Below are 17,834 nucleotides of genomic sequence, written 5' to 3'. Positions count from 1 at the left end.
TTCGGATGTCCGAAACGGATCTTTTTATGCATCACCGCGCGCTCCGTTCAGCCTGAGCGAAGTCGAAGGCCAAGGGAATCACCGGGCCAAGCACGAACCCGCAAAGCGTGCGCTTCGACTTCGCTCAGCGTGAACGGATGTGGGGATATTGATCCGTAACGGATACAGACCTCACCCCCCATACATCGCCATCGCATCCCGGCGGAACGCGGCCCCGCTGTCCGACCGGCTGTAGAACATATGCCCGCCCGGATAGACGTTCAGCGTCACTCGCTGCGCCACGCCGTAGCTCGGCATCTGGTCGACGATCAGCCGCGACGCGAAGTACGGGCAGGACAGGTCGTCCCAGCCATGCACGATCATCACCTTCATCTTCGGATCGTTGGCGATCGCCTTGCGCAGGTCGGTAACGGGCGTGTCCTCGGGCCGGCCGCGATCCCAGGCGGCGTTCACCTCATAGGATAGCGCGTGATAGCGGGCATCGGTCTTCCAGCCCACTTCGCGCGTCACGAAATCGACCATCGCGCTGGTCGTCGGCGCGATCAGCGAGTCGAGCAGCGGGTCGTTCGATTTCTGCTGCGACGACCAAGGGAAGGGGTCGAAGGCGGTGACGTTGGAGTCGTAGATGCTGCCGATCGTCGCGTCATTGCGGTGAATCTCGCGCAAATAGGTCCGCGTGTCGATCCGCCCGCCCAGCTTGCGGACCAGCGCGGGGTCCAGCCCGGTCAGCTCGGTGACGCGGGTCACCATCCGGTCGACCGCCTGGGTGTCGGACCGGCCACGCATCAGGTCGCGTAAGTAATCGCCGCGGGCATAGGCCTCGACCCCCGCCATCGCCTCCGGGGTCAGCTTGCCCTGCCGCTCCAACTGCGCGGCGGCCATCGAAGGCAGGTCGATCATCCACGGCAGCGGCGACAGCGCGGTGGCGTCGTCGCCCGAGGCCGGGTCGAGATAGGGTGACACCATCACGATGCCGTTGACGCCGACGCCGATCTGCGACTGGAGTTCATAGGCGATGCGCGGTGCGCGGTAGCCGCCATAGCTTTCGCCCATGATGTACTTGGGCGAGCGCAGCCGCCCTTCCTTGACCAGCCAGTCATAGACGGTCTTCGACAGATACTTGATGTCCGGGTCGTTGGCGAAGAACGCCTTTTTCGTCTCGCCCTCATCGACCAGGCTGCGGCTGAAACCGGTGCCGATGGGATCGATGAAGACCAGGTCGGTGAAGTCCAGCCAGCTATTGGCATTGTCGGTCGTGATCGGCGAGTCGGAAGGAGCATCGCCCTGCGCGCCGAACTGGACCCGCTTCGGCCCGACCGCGCCCATGTTGAGATAGACCGAGGCCGCCCCCGGCCCGCCGTTGAAGGCGAAGGTGACGGGGCGGCGGACATCGCCGCCGGGCACGGTATAGGCGGTGTAGACGACCTGCCCGATCTCCTTGCCCTTGTCGTCGCGCACCGCGATCTTGCCCACGGTGGCCTTGTAGCTGACCAGCTTGCCGCCGATCCGCGCGGTCTGGGTGATCGTCTTGTCGGCGGGCAGCGGCGGGCGCTTGCTGTCGTCGTCCTTGGTTTCGGTGGTCGTCTTGGTCTCGGTCTTCTCGGCCTTTTGCGCGACGGCGGGCGTCGCGCCGGCGGCGATCAGCAGCAGCGCGGACAGATGCAGGATTTTCGGCACGTTCGGAAATACTCCCCCACGGACATTCGCTCGGCCGGGATCATGCGCCCAGTCCGCGCGTTCCCGCAACCCCGCCCCCTCGAAACCCGGACCGCCGCTTCCTATCTCGCCTCTGGCATTCCTCCCGGAACAGAAGTAGAACCTGCCCCATGCTGACCAAGATTTCCGTCCGCGGCGCGCGCGAGCATAATCTCAAGGATGTCGATATCGACATTCCCCGTGACACGCTGACGGTCATCACCGGCCTGTCGGGGTCGGGCAAGTCTTCGCTGGCCTTCGACACCATCTATGCCGAGGGACAGCGGCGTTATGTCGAGTCGCTGTCGGCCTATGCGCGCCAGTTTCTGGAGATGATGCAGAAGCCGGACGTCGACCATATCGAGGGGCTGTCGCCCGCCATCTCGATCGAACAGAAGACGACCAGCCGCAATCCGCGCTCGACCGTAGCGACCGTCACCGAAATCTACGACTATATGCGCCTGCTCTGGGCGCGCGTCGGCATCCCCTATAGCCCCGCCACCGGCGAACCGATCGCGGCGCAGACGGTCAGTCAGATGGTCGACCGGGTGATGACTCTGCCCGAGGGGACGCGCCTCTATCTGCTCGCCCCCGTCGTGCGCGGCCGAAAGGGCGAGTATCGTAAGGAAATGGCCGAGTGGCAAAAGGCGGGCTTCACCCGCGTCCGCATCGACGGCCAGCTCTACGAGATCGACGAGGCCCCCGCGCTCGACAAGAAGTTCAAGCACGACATCGAGGTGGTGGTCGACCGTCTGGTCGTGCGCGAGGACATCGCCACGCGCCTGGCCGACAGTTTCGAGACCGCGCTGAAGCTGGCGGACGGCCTCGCCTATGTCGACCCCGCCGATCCGGTCGAACCCGCGACGCCCAAGTCCGCCGTGCTGGGCAACAACGCGCCCGATGGCCGGATCGTGTTTTCGGAAAAATTCGCCTGCCCAATCAGCGGCTTCACCATTTCCGAGATCGAGCCGCGCCTGTTCTCGTTCAACGCGCCGCAGGGGGCGTGCCCGGCCTGTGACGGTCTGGGCGAAAAGCTGATCTTCGACGAAGACCTGGTCGTCCCCAATCACGAGCTGTCGATCAAGAAGGGTGCGGTCGTGCCCTGGGCCAAGTCCAACCCGCCCAGTCCCTATTATATGCAGGTGCTGGGCAGCCTCGCGCGCGAGTTCGGCTTCTCGCTGGAGACGCCGTGGAAGGATCTGGAGGAGAAGGTCCGCGACGCGATCCTGCATGGCACCAAGGGCAAGGCGGTCACGCTGACCTTCGTCGACGGCAAGAAGTCCTATGACGTGAAGAAGCCGTTCGAGGGCGTGATCGGCAATCTCAACCGGCGGATGCTCCAGACCGAAAGCGCCTGGATGCGTGAGGAGCTGTCCAACTATCAGTCGTCGCAGCCCTGCGAAGTCTGCCACGGCGCGCGCCTGAAGCCCGAGGCGCTGGCGGTGAAGATCGCCATGCAGGACATCAGCTACGCCACGCATCTGTCGGTGGTCGATGCGCTGGCCTTCTTCACCGGCCTCCCCGAACATCTGACCGACCAGCAGCGCGCCATTGCGCAGCCGATCTTGAAGGAGATCGTCGAGCGGCTGGGCTTCCTCAACAATGTCGGCCTGGATTACCTGAATCTCGACCGGACCAGCGGCACGCTGTCGGGCGGCGAGAGCCAGCGGATTCGTTTGGCGTCGCAGATCGGATCGGGCCTGTCGGGTGTGCTCTATGTGCTCGACGAGCCGTCGATTGGCTTGCACCAACGCGACAACGACATGCTGCTCGCGACGCTGCGGCGGTTGCGCGACCTGGGCAACACCGTGCTGGTCGTCGAGCATGACGAGGATGCGATCCGCACCGCCGATTATGTCATCGACATGGGGCCGGGTGCTGGCGTGCATGGCGGCCAGATCGTCGCGCACGGGACGCTCAAGCAGTTGCTCAAGTCCAAGACCAGCGTCACTGCCGATTACCTGAACGGTACGCGCGAGGTCGCCGTGCCCGCCAAGCGCCGCAAGGGCTCGGGCAAGAAGCTGACCGTCCACAAGGCGACCGCCAACAACCTGCAGGGCGTGACCGCGAGCATTCCGCTCGGCACCTTCACCTGCATCACCGGGGTGTCGGGATCGGGCAAGTCGAGCTTCACCATCGACACCCTTTACGCCGCCGCCGCGCGGTCGCTGAACGGTGCGCGCATTCTGGCGGGCAAACATGAGAAGATCACCGGGCTCGACCATCTCGACAAGGTCATCGACATCGACCAGTCGCCGATCGGCCGCACCCCGCGCTCGAACCCGGCGACCTATACCGGTGCCTTTACCCAGATTCGCGACTGGTTCGCCGGACTGCCCGAGGCGCAGGCGCGCGGCTACAAGCCGGGCCGGTTCAGCTTCAACGTCAAGGGCGGCCGGTGCGAGGCGTGCCAGGGCGACGGCGTGCTCAAGATCGAGATGCACTTCCTACCCGACGTGTATGTGACCTGCGACGTGTGCCACGGCGCGCGCTATAATCGCGAGACGCTGGAAGTGAAGTTCAAGGGGCACTCGATCGCCGATGTGCTCGACATGACGGTCGAGGACGCCGCCGAATTCTTCCAGGCGGTGCCGCCGATCCGCGACAAGATGGCGATGTTGGTCGAGGTCGGGCTGGGTTACGTCAAGGTCGGTCAGCAGGCGACGACCCTGTCGGGCGGCGAGGCGCAGCGGGTGAAGCTGGCCAAGGAATTGTCGCGCCGCGCGACGGGTAACACGCTCTACATCCTCGACGAACCGACCACGGGGCTTCACTTCGAGGATGTGCGCAAGCTGCTCGAAGTGCTCCATGCGCTGGTCGAACAGGGCAATACGGTGGTGGTGATCGAGCATAATCTCGACGTCATCAAGACCGCCGACTGGATCGTCGACCTCGGTCCCGAAGGCGGCGTGAAGGGCGGCGAGATCGTCGCGGTCGGCACCCCCGAAGTGGTCGCCGCCGAACCGCGCAGCTTCACCGGCAAGTATCTGAAGCCACTGCTCGACAAGCGGCAGGCGCAGGCGGCGGAGTAACGATCCTCCCCGGCACGGGGAGGGGGACCGCCGCCCAGCGGTGGTCGAGGGGGGGCTTGCCGACAGGGATGCCTTATGTGGCGCTCCCCCTCCGTCAGCGCTTTGCGCCGCCAACTCGGCGTGCCGGGGAGGACCTGGTCCCGTGGCCTTCGACTTCGCTCAGGCTGAACGGGGCAGGGGGATGGGCCTGCGGTCCGTCGTAAAGGACGGAGGTTGGTTGCCAAACAACCCCACCCTCCGTTCGCACTGAGCGAAGTCGAAGTGCACGCTCCGCCTTTGCTCCCGAACCAGCACGCTCCCTCACACAAAACCCACTTAACATATCGCAACCTTTCCCCACGCCGCGCGCTTCCACCGGCATCACCCATGAGGGAGGATGTGATGCGTGCACTGACACTCGGCCTGGTTGCGGCCGCGACTCTCGTTTCCGGTTGCTCGACCTATGGTGGTGGCCTGGGCGGCTTTGGCGGCCCCCGCTACGCCTATGATTATGACCGGCCCGACCCCGCTTATGGCGGCTATTATGCCGACCGCTATTATGTCGACAATGCGCGTTACCGCGAGCGCCGTCTGGGTGCGAACGACCGTGTCTATGTCGGTCAGGACGGCCGCTATTATTGCCGCCGCAACGACGGCACCACCGGCCTGATCGTCGGCGGCATCGCGGGCGGTGCGCTGGGCGCGGCGATCACCTCGGGCGGTTCGCAGACGCTGGGCACGCTGCTCGGCGCAGCCGGCGGCGCGCTGGCGGGCCGTTCGATCGAGCGGAACAACGTCCGCTGCCGTTGATCGACTGATCCGACCATCGGTCGTGAAGGGCCGACCAGTCTCCGCCGTTTCGGTTGGGACTGGCCGGCCTTTTCGCATTCGCATGAAGAGCCGGCCAGGACCGCTCTCAACGTGCAATTCATAGGCGCCGCCTTCCGGCCTCGCGCGACGGCCCGAACTGCCGCCGCAAAGATGAACGAACCGCGCCGACCTGCGACAATTGGTGACAGTTTTGCCGGTCCCCCGTCACAGCTTTGCGAATGGCCGTTCCCATATTGCGAAGCGGGCCAGTATTCGCCCGTTTGTTATGGGAGTGACATGATGAAAGCCATGATCCTTGCGACGCTGGGCGTTGCCACCATCGCGGTTCCGACGATCGCCGAGGCGCAGCGCTGGACGCCGATCGCGCAGCGGCAGGTGCAGTTGGACCGCCGGATCGATCAGGGCATTCGCTCGGGTGCGCTCAACCGGCGCGAGGCGGTTCGCCTGCGCGGCGAACTGCGCCAGCTGAACCAGCTCGAATATCGCTATCGCCGTTCGGGCGGCGGGCTGTCCGTCTCGGAGCGTCGCGACCTCGACCGCCGCTATGACATGCTGAGCCGTCAGGTCCGTTTCGAGAAGAACGACCGCAACTATCGCCGCTGATCGGTCAGCGTGGTGCCGCGCCCGAACCCGTCGGGCGCGGTGCCTCGGCGGGGGTGAGGGGGCGGCTGCTGTCCTTCCACTTGTCGAGAATCTCCCCCGACCGGGCCAGGCGGTCGCTGATGATGGTGCCGCTGGTTGGCGCGGTCGGCGGTGAAGTCAGTGCGACGCGTGCCGTTGCGGCTGGTGGCGTGGCGGCCGGCGTAGGAATTACCGGGGTCGGCAGTGCGGCGGGCAGATCGGCTGCCACGACCTCTCTGGTCGATGGTGCGGTCGGGATCACCTCGCCACCGGCATAGCCACGCCCCATGGCGGCGGCGGTCCCCCAATAGCCCTTCCACCGATGGAACAGATGCGCGCCGACCATGTCGGTCATCACCATCGCCCGGTTCCAGGCCGGCGTGACCGCGAAGGTGTGGTAATGGGTGGCCAGACCCACCGGCGCATAGACCCCGCCGGCGAGTGCCGCAGCGGCGATCCGCGCGGCGCGCGCCCAGCCGCCGGTCGCAGGGGTGCGCGACAACGCGCCGTCGCAGACGAAGCTGAACTGGCAATGCGCGCGCTCGACGCCCTGATAGACGACGCCGCAGACGCTGGCCGGGAAGGCGGGATGACGAACGCGGTTCAGCACCACCTGCGCCACCGCACGCTGCCCGTCGACGCTCTCGCCACCGGCTTCATAATAGATGGCGGCGGTCAGGCATTGCATTGCACGGGCACGGTCGATCGCGGCGGCGCTGCCCCAGCGAAAGGGCTTGGCGGCGACGACCGTCGCGTCGGTGCCGGCCGCACCGGGCGGGATCGGCAGGGCAGGGAGGGCGACCGTTCCCGTGCTGCCGTCCGAGGCGGGCAGGACGTCGCTACCCGGTGTGGGCATGGCGCCGCGCGATGATATGGCGCTGACGGCCGTCGCGCGATCGTCGCCCGCTCGCCCCGATCGCGCGACGGCGATGACACCGACGAGCAGCGTCAGGCCCAGCAGGATTAGCCAGGCCTGGATCATCCGCCTTATCGTCCGCCTCGCCACCCGCAACGCGCTATCGCCCTTCCGATCGATCCTCTCGCCGCAAAAGCGATAGGGGAGAGAGGGTTAAGGAATTCGCGTCATGCGGCCGCGCACGCCCCGTGCCCGATCGAAACCGGGCATGGGGTCATCGGGAGATCAGCGCAGCTTCGGCGAGTCCAGATTGATCTGGCCCGCCGGGATCACCTCGACCTCCGGATGCGCCTGGCGGAGCGCGGGCAGGAACTGCTTGGCATCGCCCACCACGATCACGCTCGCCGCCTTGGGATCGAGCAGCGCCGCGGCGGTTGTCTGGACCGCCGCCGGGTCGACCGCCTGGACGCGCGGGATATAGCGGCTCAACTCGTCGAGCGGCACGCCCTGCAGCGTATAGCCCGCCAGGATGCTCGCCACGCCGTCGGTGGTTTCGATCGTGCGGCCGAAATTGCCGATCAGCGCCGCCTGACGCGTCTCCAGCTCGGCCGGCGCCACCGGCGCGGTGCCCAGCCGGCGCATTTCGGCGTCGATCAGCCCGACCACCTCGGCGGCCGAGGGGTTCTTGGTCTGGGTCCGCGCCGAGACCAGGCCGACATCGCGACCCGCCAGCACTGAGCTGCCCGCGCCGTACGCCAGGCCGCGCTTGATGCGGATTTCCTGGTTCAGTCGCGAGGAGAAGCCGCCGCCCAGCACCGTATTGGCGACCGCCAGCGAATAATAGCGCTCGTCGGCGCGACGGATGCCGGGACGTGCGACGACGACGCCGGCCTGTCCGGCATCGGGCATGTCGACGACGATGACGCGCGGGGCGGGGAAGGCGGGCTCAGCCGACGTCGCGGCCGTTGCCGCGCCGGCGGCGCGCCACTGGCCAAGGTGCTTTTCCGCCAGCAACCGCGCCTGGGTCGGCGTCACGTCACCGACCAGCAACAGCGTGGCCTGACCGGGCTTCCAGCTGCGCGCATAGGCGGCGGTCAGGTCGGCGCGGGTCAGCCCCTTCAGTGAGGTCGGCGTGCTGACCTGACCATAGGCACGGGTGCCGTACACGACGCGGTCGGCGACCATGCCCGACAGCTGCGCGGGGTTCTTCATCGCGACGTTCAGCCCGTCGATCGTCTGGCTGCGCGCGCGCTCGATCTCGGCGGGGGCGAAGGTCGGGTGGGTGGCGACATCGGCCAGGATGGTCATCGCGGTATCCACCTGCGCCGAGGGCACGGTCAGGTCGATGCTGGCGCCGTCATCCGACGCGCTGCTCTCGATCGAGCCGCCCAGGCTTTCGACCGCGCGCGCGATCTCGGTCGCCGAGCGGGTCTGCGTGCCCTTGGTCATCAGGTCGGCGGCCAGGCTGCTGGCACCCGCCTTGCCCGCCGGATCGGTCGCGGACCCGCCCAGCGCCACCAGCGAGGCGGTGACGAGCGGCAGATCGTGCCGCTCGACCGTCACGACGCGGATGCCGTTGGACAGGGTGGCGACGACCGGCTGCGGCAAAGTGGGCGCGATCGGCGCGCCGGGGGCGGGGGGCAGGATGCGCTGTCCCTCGGGCGCGGGCGTCACCACCGCGATATTGGCGGGCGGGGTGAGCGCGGCGACCTGTACCGTCGGCGCGATCGCGATCGGCGCGTCGGTGGTGCCCGCGGGTTTGCCCTCGGCCGGCAGGTAGCGGATCGTCGCGCTTTGCTGGTCCTTCAGATATTCGCGCGCCACCCGCTGCACATCGGCGGCGGTGACGGTCTGGATCGCGGCGATCTGGCGATCGGCGGCGGTGGGATCGCCGTTCACGATCACGCTGTTGGCGATCAGGCTGGCCTTGCCCTCCGCCGTCTCGCGCTGCTTGAGCGCGGAGGTGAGCAGCTCGTTCTTCGCCTCGGCCAGTTCGGCCGGCGAGACGGCCGCATCGCGCACGCGGGCGATCTCGCGCTTCAGCGCTGCTTCGCCCTCGGCCGCCGTCTTGCCGCTGGCCAGCATCGCATAGGCGACGAAATTGCCGGTCGACTGCTTGGTGTCGAGGAAGGTCGAGGCCGACTGTGCCAGCTGGTCGCGGTAGACCAGGCTCCCGTACAGGCGCGAGCTTTCGCCCGCCGACAGAATGGCGTTCAGCACCATCAGCGCCGGCGTGTCCGCGCTGCGCTCAGGGGGCAGGTGATAGCTGATGAGGACCGCCGGCAGCGGCGTATTCGCCTCATAGACGGTGCGCGACACCGCGGCCGTGCGGGCCGGCTCCTGCACCGTCACGCGCGGGATGGGCGCGGAGGGGCGCTTGATGTTCGCGAAATACTGGTCGACCCAACGGTCCAGTTGCGCGGGGTCGAAATTGCCCGAGACTACCAGCACCGCATTGTCGGGCCGGTAATAGGTGGCGTGAAAGGCGCGGACATCGTCGATACCCGCCGATTCCAGTTCCTCCAGGCTGCCGATGCCCGGCCGTGCATAGGGATGCACCGAATAGGCGAGCTTGGGGTAGTAGATGGAGAACAGCTTGCCATAGGGCTGGGCGAGGGTGCGCTGGCGCAGTTCCTCCTTCACCACGTCGCGCTCGCTGGCGAAACTCTTGGGTTCGACGACCAGCGCGGCCATGCGGTCGGCTTCCGCGAACAGCAGGCGTTGCAGGTGGTTAGAGGGCACCACCTCAAAATAATTGGTGTAATCGTCGGCGGTGGAGGCGTTGTTATAGCCGCCGACATCCTCGGTCAGGCGATCCATCTGTTCGGGGACGAGGTTCCTCGTCGCCTTGAACATCAGATGTTCGAACATGTGGGCGAAGCCCGAGCGGCCCTTGGGATCGTCCTTCGACCCGACATCATACCACACCTGGACCGAGACGTTGGGCGTCGTCGTGTCGCGAATGGCATAGACGCGCAGCCCGTTGGGCAGAGTGCGCGTGGTGAAGTCGATCGGCTTCACGCTTTCCGTGCGTGCTCCCATGGCCGTTTGCGGCGGAGCAGCCTGCGCCCCGGCCAGAGTGGGAAGGGCGGCGACGCCGAGCAGGAGCGCGGCACGGAAAAGGCGCATGAAGACCCTCTTTATGGTTTGCGGATTACTTGGACTTGTTGCGCGTGCCGTACAACACGGCGGCGGCGATCGCGGCCGAACCGATGCCGACGCCTAGGCCGATCTTGCCCATCGGCCAGTTGCGCGTCTTGTCCTTTACCGAGGCGGCGGTCGCTTCGGCGGCGGCGACGGCGTGGTCCTTGGCCTCCTTGGCGGCGGCGAGGATCTCGTTGGGGGCGTCTTCGGTGTGATCGGTCATGTTACTCTCCTACTATCCCCGGATTACTGGCCGGCAGCGTAGCGCGCCCGGAAGTCGTCCGCAAAGGCCGTGAGGCGCCCTTCGGCGATCGCGGCGCGCAGATCGGCCATCATCTGCTGGTAGAACCAGATATTATGCTCGGTCATCAGCATCGCGCCCAGGATTTCGCCCGCGCGGACCAGATGGTGCAGATAGGCGCGGCTCCAGGTCGAACAGACCGGGCAGCCACAGGCGGGGTCGAGCGGCCCCTGATCCTCGGCGAAGCGCGCATTGCGGATGTTGATCGGGCCCTGGCGCGTAAAGGCCTGCCCCGTGCGGCCCGAGCGGGTGGGCAGCACGCAGTCGAACATATCGACCCCGCGCTCTACGGCGCCCACGATGTCGGTCGGCTTGCCCACGCCCATCAGATAGCGCGGTTTTTCGACCGGCAACTGGCCCGGCGCGAAGTCGAGGCAGCCGAACATAGCCTCCTGCCCCTCACCGACCGCGAGGCCGCCGATCGCATAGCCGTCGAAGCCGATGTCGATCAGCGCGTCGGCCGAGCTCTTGCGGAAGCCCTCGTCCAGCGCGCCCTGCTGGATACCGAAGATCGCATTGTCCTCGGCATGCTGACCGCCTGCGTCGAAGGCATCGCGGCTACGCTTCGCCCACCGCATCGAGCGTTCCATCGCGCTGGCCTGTACCTCGCGGGTCGAGGTGGTCGGGACCAGTTCGTCGAACGCCATGACGATGTTCGAGCCCAGCAGCCGCTGGATCTCGATCGAGCGTTCGGGGCTGAGCAGATGGCGCGTGCCGTCCAGGTGGCTCTTGAACGCCACGCCGTCCTCGGAGCGCTTGGTCAGTTCGGCGAGGCTCATCACCTGATAACCGCCCGAATCGGTCAGGATCGGCCGGTCCCAGCCCATGAAACCGTGCAGGCCGCCCAGCCGGTTCACCCGCTCCGCACCGGGGCGCAGCATCAGGTGATAGGTGTTGCCGAGGATGATGTCCGCGCCGCTCGCGCGCACGTCGCCGGGCTTCATCGCCTTGACGGTGGCGGCGGTGCCGACGGGCATGAAGGCGGGGGTGCGGATTTGCCCACGCTTCATGGTGATGGTGCCGGTGCGGGCGCGGCCGTCGGTGGCGTGGATGGCGAAAGAGAAGCGGGCGGTCATTTTCTGTCTCTGGGGCGCTCGCCCTTGGGGCGGAGCGGGCCGGTCGGGCCATTGGCGTCGACGGCGGTGGTACGGATGGTCAGGGCCTCGGCCCGGCTGATCGCGCCGTCACGGTCGCGGTCGAAGCGGGAGAAGAGCCGCGAGAAATGCGCCTGCAATTCGGGCAGGGTGATGCGGTTGTCGCTGTCCTTATCGACATCGAACGGGCTGGGCAGCGCGTTGCGGTCGCCCAGCCAGCGCTCGGCCCAGTCCGCGAACTGGAGATAGCCGAGCGAACCGGCGTGCGCGGTATCGATCGCGTCGAACGAGCGCTTCACGCCCGCCTCCATCTCCTCGCGGCTGGTCTTGCCGTCGCCGTCCGCGTCGAGCGTCGCGATCATCATCGCCACCGGCTCGACCACCATGGTGGCGGGCGTCTGCGCAAAGGGCTTGGGCGGCGCGGTGACGGTCACCGTCTCGTTCGCCCCCGGCGTCGCCGCCTGGAGCAGCAGCGCCAGCAGGATCACGAGGACCGCCCCGGCAACAGCAACGAGGCGTCGCCATAGGAGTAGAAGCGATAGTCGTTCGCGATCGCATGGGCATAGGCCGCCTGCATCCGCTCCAGCCCCATCAGCGCGGAGACCAGCATGAACAGGGTCGAGCGCGGCAGATGGAAATTGGTCATCAGCCCGTCGATGCCGCGAAAGCGATAGCCGGGCGTGATGAAGATCGCCGTGTCGCCTTCGAACGGACGGATCACGCCGTCCTCTCCCGCCGCGCTCTCGATCAGGCGCAGCGAGGTGGTGCCGACCGCGATCACTCGGCCGCCGCGTGCCTTCACCGCGTTCAGCCGGTCGGCGGTGGCGGCGTCGATGCGGCCCCATTCGGCGTGCATCTTGTGGTCGACCGTATCCTCGGCCTTGACCGGAAGGAAGGTGCCCGCGCCGACATGCAGCGTCAGCGTCGCATGCTCGATCCCCGCCGCCACCAGCGATTCCAGCAGGCCGGGCGTGAAATGCAGCGCCGCCGTGGGCGCGGCGACCGCGCCGGGTTCTTGCGCGAACATCGTCTGATAGTCTTCGGCGTCCTTCTCGGTGACGCCACGCTTCTGCGCGATATAGGGCGGCAGCGGCATGGTGCCGGCGCGTTCCAGCAGCAGTTCGACCGGCTCGTCGCCGGCGAAGTCCAGCGCGAAGCTGCCATCCTCTGCGCGGTCGTTGGCGGTCGCGCTGACGCCCGCGCCGAAGTCGATGACGTCGCCTTCGCGCAGGCGCTTGGCGTTGCGGATGAAGGCGCGCCAGCGGCGGGTGCCCTCGCGCTTGTGCAGCGTCGCGCCGATCTTGGCGTCGCCGCGCGTGCCCTGCAACTGGGCGGGGATCACGCGCGTGTCGTTGAAGACCAGCAGATCGCCGGGGCGCAGCGCGTTCGGCAGGTCGCTCACCCGCTCGTCACGGGTGGCGTCACCGTCGAGGATCAGCATCCGCGCCGAGTCGCGCGGCGATGCCGGATAGAGCGCGATCCGCTCGGGCGGCAGCGCGAAGTCGAAGAGATCTACGTTCACTTGGTGGCCGTTGCCGCCTTCTTGGCCGGTGCCGCCTTGATAGCGGGGCGGCGTACGGGGGTGGCGCGCGCGGCACCCGGCAGGGTCACCGGCGCGCCCAGGCTGGGGGCAGGCGCGGGCGCGAGGGGCACATAGGCCGGGGGATTGTCCGCCGCGATAAAGGCATGAACGATCCGGCTGGGGTTCGCGGGCGGCTCGCCCCGCTCGATCGCATCGACATATTGCATGCCGTCGAGCACGCGGCCGAACACGGTGTATTTCTTGTCGAGCGCGAAGCGCGGCTGGAAGACGATGTAGAACTGGCTGTTGGCGCTGTTCGGATCATCCGCACGCGCCGCCGCCACCGATCCGCGCACATGCGGCAGATAGTTGAACTCGGCCTCGACATTGGGGAGGTCCGATCCTCCGGTGCCGTCGCCCTTGGGATCGCCGCCCTGCGCCATGAAGCCGTCGATCACGCGGTGAAAGGCCAGGCCGTCATAGAAATGGCGCCGCGTCAGCGTCTTGATCCGCTCGACCATCTTGGGCGCGACATCGGGGCGCAGCCAGATCGTCACGCGGCCGCCGGTCGACAGGTCGAGCAGCCAGAGATTGTCCTTGTCGGTGATCGGCGGCGGGGTCGGGCGGCCGGTGACATTGTCCTCCAGCACCTGCGCGACCTTGGCCGGCATCTGGATCTTGGATTGCGCCTGCGCCGGAACGGCAACCAGGCTGGCCATCATCATGGCAAGAGCGGCGAGAACGCGCATCACATCTCTATCGACAAGGAAAGGAACGAGGGCGCTGTAGAGCAAATCCCGCCTTGCGCCAAACTGAACCTTCGATCCCCAATTCCTCCCCTGGAAGGGGAGGTGGCAGGCCGAAGGCCTGACGGAGGGGTCTCGCCCGTGGTTGTCGGGCAACTCCATCACGACCGGGGACACCCCTCCACCAGCTTCGCTGGTCCCCCTCCCCTTTCAGGGGAGGAATAGAGGGTCACGATCCCTTGCGGCCGATCTTCTCGACCCGTTCTACCACATCGGTGCACACCGCCGGGGTCACGAACTTGGCGATATTGCCGCCATACACGGCGATTTCCTTGACCAGGCGGCTGGCGATCGGCTGCAGCGCGACATCGGCCATCAGGAAGACGGTCTCGACGCGCGGATTGATCTGCTGGTTCATGCCCGCCATCTGATACTCGTACTCGAAATCGGCGACGGCGCGCAGGCCACGGACGATCACCTTCGCGCCTTCGCGCTCGGCGAAATCCATCAGCAGCGAGTCGAAGGCGACGACATGGATTTCGCCCGCGACACCGGCGACCTCGCGCCGGACCATCGCCATGCGCTCGTCGAGCGTGAACATCGGCGACTTGGACGGGTTCGTCGTGACGCCGATCACCAGCCGGTCGACCAGCTTCGCGCCGCGCCGGATGATGTCCATATGGCCGAGCGTCACGGGATCGAAGGTGCCGGGATAGACGCCGATCCGGGTCACCGGTCGCGCTCCACCACATAGGCTGCGATGGCGCGCAGCAGATCGGCCTCGGGGCCATAATCGCGCAGGTGCGCGATCGCCTGGTCGACCAGCATCCGGCATTGTTCGCGTGCGCGCTCGACGCCCAGCAGGCTGAGGAAGGTCGCCTTGCCGGCATCCTCGTCCTTGCGCAGCTTCTTGCCCGCCGTCGCCTCGTCACCCTCGGCATCGAGCAGGTCGTCGGCGATCTGGAAGGCGAGGCCCAGATCATGCGCATAGCCGCGCAAATGGGTGCGCCCCTCGGGCGGCACGCGGCCTAGGATCGCGCCCGCCTCGACCGCCGCGCAGATCAGCGCGCCGGTCTTCATCTGCTGGAGCCGGGTGACGGTGGGCAGGTCGAACACCTGCCGCTCGGCCTCCAGGTCCATCATCTGGCCGCCCGCCATGCCGCTGGGGCCCGACGCACGCGCCAGGTCGAGGATCAGCTCGGAGCGGACGAAGGGATCGGGATGGGTGGATGGATCGGCCAGGATTTCGAAGGCGAGCGCATGGAGGCAGTCTCCCGCCAGGATCGCCGTCGCCTCGTCGAACGCCTTGTGCACGGTCGGCTTGCCGCGCCGCATATCGTCGTCGTCCATCGCGGGCAGATCGTCATGGATCAGCGAATAGACGTGGATCGCCTCCAGCGCGGTCGCCACCCAGCCGGCGCAGTCGCGGTCGACATCGAACAGCCGCGCGGTCGCGAAGACGAGCAGCGGGCGCAGCCGCTTGCCGCCGCCGATCGCGGCATGGCGCATGGCGGCATAGAGCGAGGCGCGCGGATCGCCGGGATCGGCGAGCAGCTCGGCAAAGCGGCGGTCGATGTCCTGCGCGACGTCGTCGAGCGCGTCGCGCAAGTTCGGCATGACGGTGGTCGCCACGCTCAACCGGCCCGGAAGGGGCGGGTGCCCGCGGCCTTGCCCTCGGCGTCGAGGCGGATCGCCTCGATCCGGGCCTGGGCGGCGTCGAGCCGTTCGGCACAGCGCTGGCGCAGACGATCGCCGCGCTCATAGAGGCGGATCGATTCGTCGAGCGTCGCTTCGCCGCTTTCCAGTCGGCCGACGATCCTCTCCAATTCCTTGAGGGCGTCCTCGAACGTCAGTTCTTCGATGGGCGTATCCATGACGCCGCTATGGGGCAGCCCCGCGACACGCGCAAGCAGCGTCGCGCGGGGAAATCGCGCGTGGCCGCGCCTATCGCAGGCGCCTGACCGTCCAGGTGTAGAGAAACGAGACGCCGAAGGCGCCCAGGTCGAACGCGGCTTGCACCCGGCGCGGCGATCGGTCGGTCAGGTCATGGGTGATCAGGCGGATGTCGGCGGTCGGATGACGCTGCGCCATGGCGATCACCGCCACCAGTATCGCCACGATCGTGATCCGCCGTCTGTCCAACGTCCCGCTCCCCCGTCGGCGACGTTACGGCGTGGCGTGGTGGCGGACAAGGGGGGCGATGACCGGCAAAGGCGGGATCGGCACATGCAGTTCGGGTGCCCAGCACGCGCGGTCGCGCCCGCCATTCTTGGCGGCGAACAGCGCCTGATCCGCCTCGCGATACAGGCGCCGCCAATCCTCCTCATCCTGCAGCAGGCCGGTGCACAGCCCCAGGCTGGCGGTCACCTTCAATCCGGCCGGATAGGTGGCCGTGCGCAGCCGCTTCAGGAGGACTTCCGCGTCGGGGGCATGATCGGCATCGGCCAGCAGCGCGAATTCCTCGCCGCCGATGCGTGCCGCCAGCGTTCCCGGCGGCAGCGTGTCGATCAGCGCCTGGGCGAAGCCGCGCAGCACCTCGTCGCCTTCGTCATGGCCCAGCGTGTCGTTGATCCGCTTGAAGTGATCGATATCGGCCAGGATCAGCGTCTGCGGACCGCTGCGCCCCACCGCCTGGTCGAGCAGGGCGCGGCGGTTGAACAGCCCGGTCAGCGGATCGGTATCGGCCAGGCGGCGCGCGGCGCGTTCATGCGCGCGGGCCTGATCGCGCTCGCGGCTGAGCAGATAGATGCGATAGGCGACGCCCAGGCTGGCGATAAGCGCCTCGGCCCCCATCGACAACAGCGTCGACTGGTCGATCCAGGGCCGCCACTGGATCAAGTGCAGCGCATGCAGCACGCGGAACATCGCCAGGATGATCGGCGTGCCCCAAGCGATGGCGAAGGCCCAGAGGAAGTTGCTGCGCCGCCGCCACGCGCTGACCAGCACCGCGATCAGGAACACCAGCAGCACGAGGAAGCCGATGACGACGGCGGTGTCGAGCGGGCGAATCCAGCGCGGGGCGAGCAGCGCGAAGGCGGCGTTAGGAATGGCGATCAGCACGAAGGTGACGATCGCCCAGCGATCCAGCCAGCCCTCGAACACCTTTCGCTCGAAGAAATGGCGCGCGAAGATCACCAGCGTCAGCGCGACGCCGCCGAGCATGATCGCATTCCACCGATGGCGCTCGTTATTGTCGAGCCAGGGTAGCCATTGCCCGATCAGCCCCGACGAACATAGCGCATAGCCGGTGATGAAGAACAGCAGCATGCAATAGACCGGCTGCAAGGGCTGGCGCAGCGCGGGCCAGAGCGCGAGATTATAGACGGCCAGGCCGACCACCAGCCCCATGATGATGCCATAGATCAAGCTGAGCGACGATTCGACCGCGAGCGCATCGGCATGGTGGACCAGATGTGCGCCGCGCACGACGCCGCGCATATTGGCCGCGCCATGCGCCTCCCACAGGATGCGGACCGGCCGTGTCGTCGCGCGCGGCAACGGCACGGCGATGACCGCGCCGAGCAGCAGATAGGGGGCGGTGGTCGCGCTGGTATAGGCGACGTCGCGGATGCTGCCATCGGCATAGAGGATGTGCAGCGTCGTCGCGTCCTGCCAGGTGCTGGCGAAGGTGACGGCCAATCGCTCACGCGGATCGCCCGGCAGGACGGGCAGGGGATCGGAGAGGACCCAGAAATCGCCCGCGCCATAATCGGATTGATCATGCGCGCAGTCGAAGCGTTGCGGCGCAAGGAAAAGCGCGTGCGGCGTATCGCCGGGTTGCATGGGGCGGATACAGCCGCGCAGAACATCGCCCTTGTCGGCCCGCGCGGGGGCGAGCGGCAACAAGGCGACAAATATCGCCAGAATCAGCGCACCAATTCCGTATCTCACCGCCCCCATTGGCAAGCGCATAGCAGAATATGGTAAATATGGCGTTAAATTTTTGTCGGCTGCTCTCTCGTCAGCCGAGCCGAAGTCGTATGACAGTTTGCTTACACCGCATGACGTCAGTC

16 protein-coding genes are annotated in these 17,834 nt (G+C 67.2%); 3 read left to right on the top strand and 13 right to left on the bottom strand.

All coding sequences use genetic code 11. The features are described from left to right. Nucleotides 1–171: 171 nt before the first annotated feature. Nucleotides 172–1,677, bottom strand: a complete 1,506-nt coding sequence (locus tag ACQHGV_RS11685; protein WP_409787332.1) for a S10 family peptidase — start codon at nucleotides 1,675–1,677, stop codon at nucleotides 172–174. A gap of 149 nt (nucleotides 1,678–1,826) precedes the next feature. On the opposite strand from ACQHGV_RS11685, the gene uvrA reads away from it, so the two are divergent. The 3 genes from uvrA to ACQHGV_RS11670 all read left to right on the top strand — a co-directional run bounded on the left by uvrA (nucleotide 1,827) and on the right by ACQHGV_RS11670 (nucleotide 6,140). Next, on the top strand, nucleotides 1,827–4,727 hold the full coding sequence (gene uvrA, locus ACQHGV_RS11680; RefSeq protein WP_440978307.1) for an excinuclease ABC subunit UvrA: 2,901 nt from the start codon (nucleotides 1,827–1,829) through the stop codon (nucleotides 4,725–4,727). Between the two features lie 381 nt (nucleotides 4,728–5,108). Next, nucleotides 5,109–5,516, top strand: a complete 408-nt coding sequence (locus tag ACQHGV_RS11675; RefSeq protein WP_183950433.1) for a glycine zipper 2TM domain-containing protein — start codon at nucleotides 5,109–5,111, stop codon at nucleotides 5,514–5,516. Between the two features lie 297 nt (nucleotides 5,517–5,813). Beyond that, nucleotides 5,814–6,140, top strand: coding sequence for a hypothetical protein (locus ACQHGV_RS11670; protein ID WP_409787326.1), 327 nt, complete (start codon nucleotides 5,814–5,816; stop codon nucleotides 6,138–6,140). Nucleotides 6,141–6,144: 4 nt separating this feature from the next. Here the strand turns inward: ACQHGV_RS11670 and ACQHGV_RS11665 are convergent, their stop codons facing one another. From ACQHGV_RS11665 to ACQHGV_RS11610, 12 genes are all read right to left on the bottom strand, one after another. Beyond that, nucleotides 6,145–7,140 (bottom strand): cell wall hydrolase, encoded by a 996-nt coding sequence (locus ACQHGV_RS11665; RefSeq protein WP_440978306.1) that lies wholly within the window; start codon nucleotides 7,138–7,140, stop codon nucleotides 6,145–6,147. A 159-nt stretch (nucleotides 7,141–7,299) separates the two neighbouring features. Beyond that, complete coding sequence (locus tag ACQHGV_RS11660) at nucleotides 7,300–10,143, bottom strand: M16 family metallopeptidase (RefSeq protein ID WP_440978305.1); 2,844 nt, start codon at nucleotides 10,141–10,143, stop codon at nucleotides 7,300–7,302. 25 nt (nucleotides 10,144–10,168) lie between these two features. Further along, on the bottom strand, nucleotides 10,169–10,381 hold the full coding sequence (locus ACQHGV_RS11655; protein WP_183950436.1) for a hypothetical protein: 213 nt from the start codon (nucleotides 10,379–10,381) through the stop codon (nucleotides 10,169–10,171). Nucleotides 10,382–10,404: 23 nt separating this feature from the next. After that, entirely contained in the window at nucleotides 10,405–11,535 is a 1,131-nt protein-coding gene (gene tgt, locus ACQHGV_RS11650; RefSeq protein ID WP_440978304.1) for a tRNA guanosine(34) transglycosylase Tgt, read from the bottom strand. Further along, the gene (locus tag ACQHGV_RS11645; protein WP_440978303.1) at nucleotides 11,532–12,041 is read right to left on the bottom strand and encodes an EF-hand domain-containing protein; all 510 of its coding nucleotides are present in this window, start codon (nucleotides 12,039–12,041) and stop codon (nucleotides 11,532–11,534) included. The genes tgt and ACQHGV_RS11645 overlap by 4 nt, the downstream gene beginning before the upstream one ends. After that, nucleotides 12,038–13,075 (bottom strand): tRNA preQ1(34) S-adenosylmethionine ribosyltransferase-isomerase QueA, encoded by a 1,038-nt coding sequence (queA, locus tag ACQHGV_RS11640; protein WP_440978302.1) that lies wholly within the window; start codon nucleotides 13,073–13,075, stop codon nucleotides 12,038–12,040. Before queA ends, ACQHGV_RS11645 begins: the two co-directional genes overlap by 4 nt. Beyond that, entirely contained in the window at nucleotides 13,072–13,824 is a 753-nt protein-coding gene (locus ACQHGV_RS11635; RefSeq protein WP_440978301.1) for a peptidylprolyl isomerase, read from the bottom strand. Before ACQHGV_RS11635 ends, queA begins: the two co-directional genes overlap by 4 nt. A gap of 226 nt (nucleotides 13,825–14,050) precedes the next feature. Continuing rightward, on the bottom strand, nucleotides 14,051–14,554 hold the full coding sequence (gene coaD, locus ACQHGV_RS11630) for a pantetheine-phosphate adenylyltransferase (RefSeq protein ID WP_440978300.1): 504 nt from the start codon (nucleotides 14,552–14,554) through the stop codon (nucleotides 14,051–14,053). Then, a complete protein-coding gene (locus tag ACQHGV_RS11625; RefSeq protein WP_440980195.1) occupies nucleotides 14,551–15,438 on the bottom strand; it encodes a polyprenyl synthetase family protein in 888 nt (295 codons plus the stop codon). The genes coaD and ACQHGV_RS11625 overlap by 4 nt, the downstream gene beginning before the upstream one ends. Nucleotides 15,439–15,455: 17 nt before the next feature. Continuing rightward, on the bottom strand, nucleotides 15,456–15,695 hold the full coding sequence (locus tag ACQHGV_RS11620; RefSeq protein ID WP_440978299.1) for an exodeoxyribonuclease VII small subunit: 240 nt from the start codon (nucleotides 15,693–15,695) through the stop codon (nucleotides 15,456–15,458). A gap of 70 nt (nucleotides 15,696–15,765) precedes the next feature. Beyond that, nucleotides 15,766–15,963, bottom strand: a complete 198-nt coding sequence (locus ACQHGV_RS11615) for a hypothetical protein (protein ID WP_183950640.1) — start codon at nucleotides 15,961–15,963, stop codon at nucleotides 15,766–15,768. A gap of 24 nt (nucleotides 15,964–15,987) precedes the next feature. Then, nucleotides 15,988–17,712 (bottom strand): diguanylate cyclase domain-containing protein, encoded by a 1,725-nt coding sequence (locus ACQHGV_RS11610; protein WP_440978298.1) that lies wholly within the window; start codon nucleotides 17,710–17,712, stop codon nucleotides 15,988–15,990. Nucleotides 17,713–17,834: the final 122 nt, after the last annotated feature.

Source organism: Sphingomonas pseudosanguinis (assembly GCF_052056765.1).
Taxonomy (GTDB): Bacteria; Pseudomonadota; Alphaproteobacteria; order Sphingomonadales; family Sphingomonadaceae; genus Sphingomonas; species Sphingomonas pseudosanguinis.
Note: the sequence above shows the minus strand (reverse complement) of the source record. Positions and strands in the feature narration are given on the sequence as shown.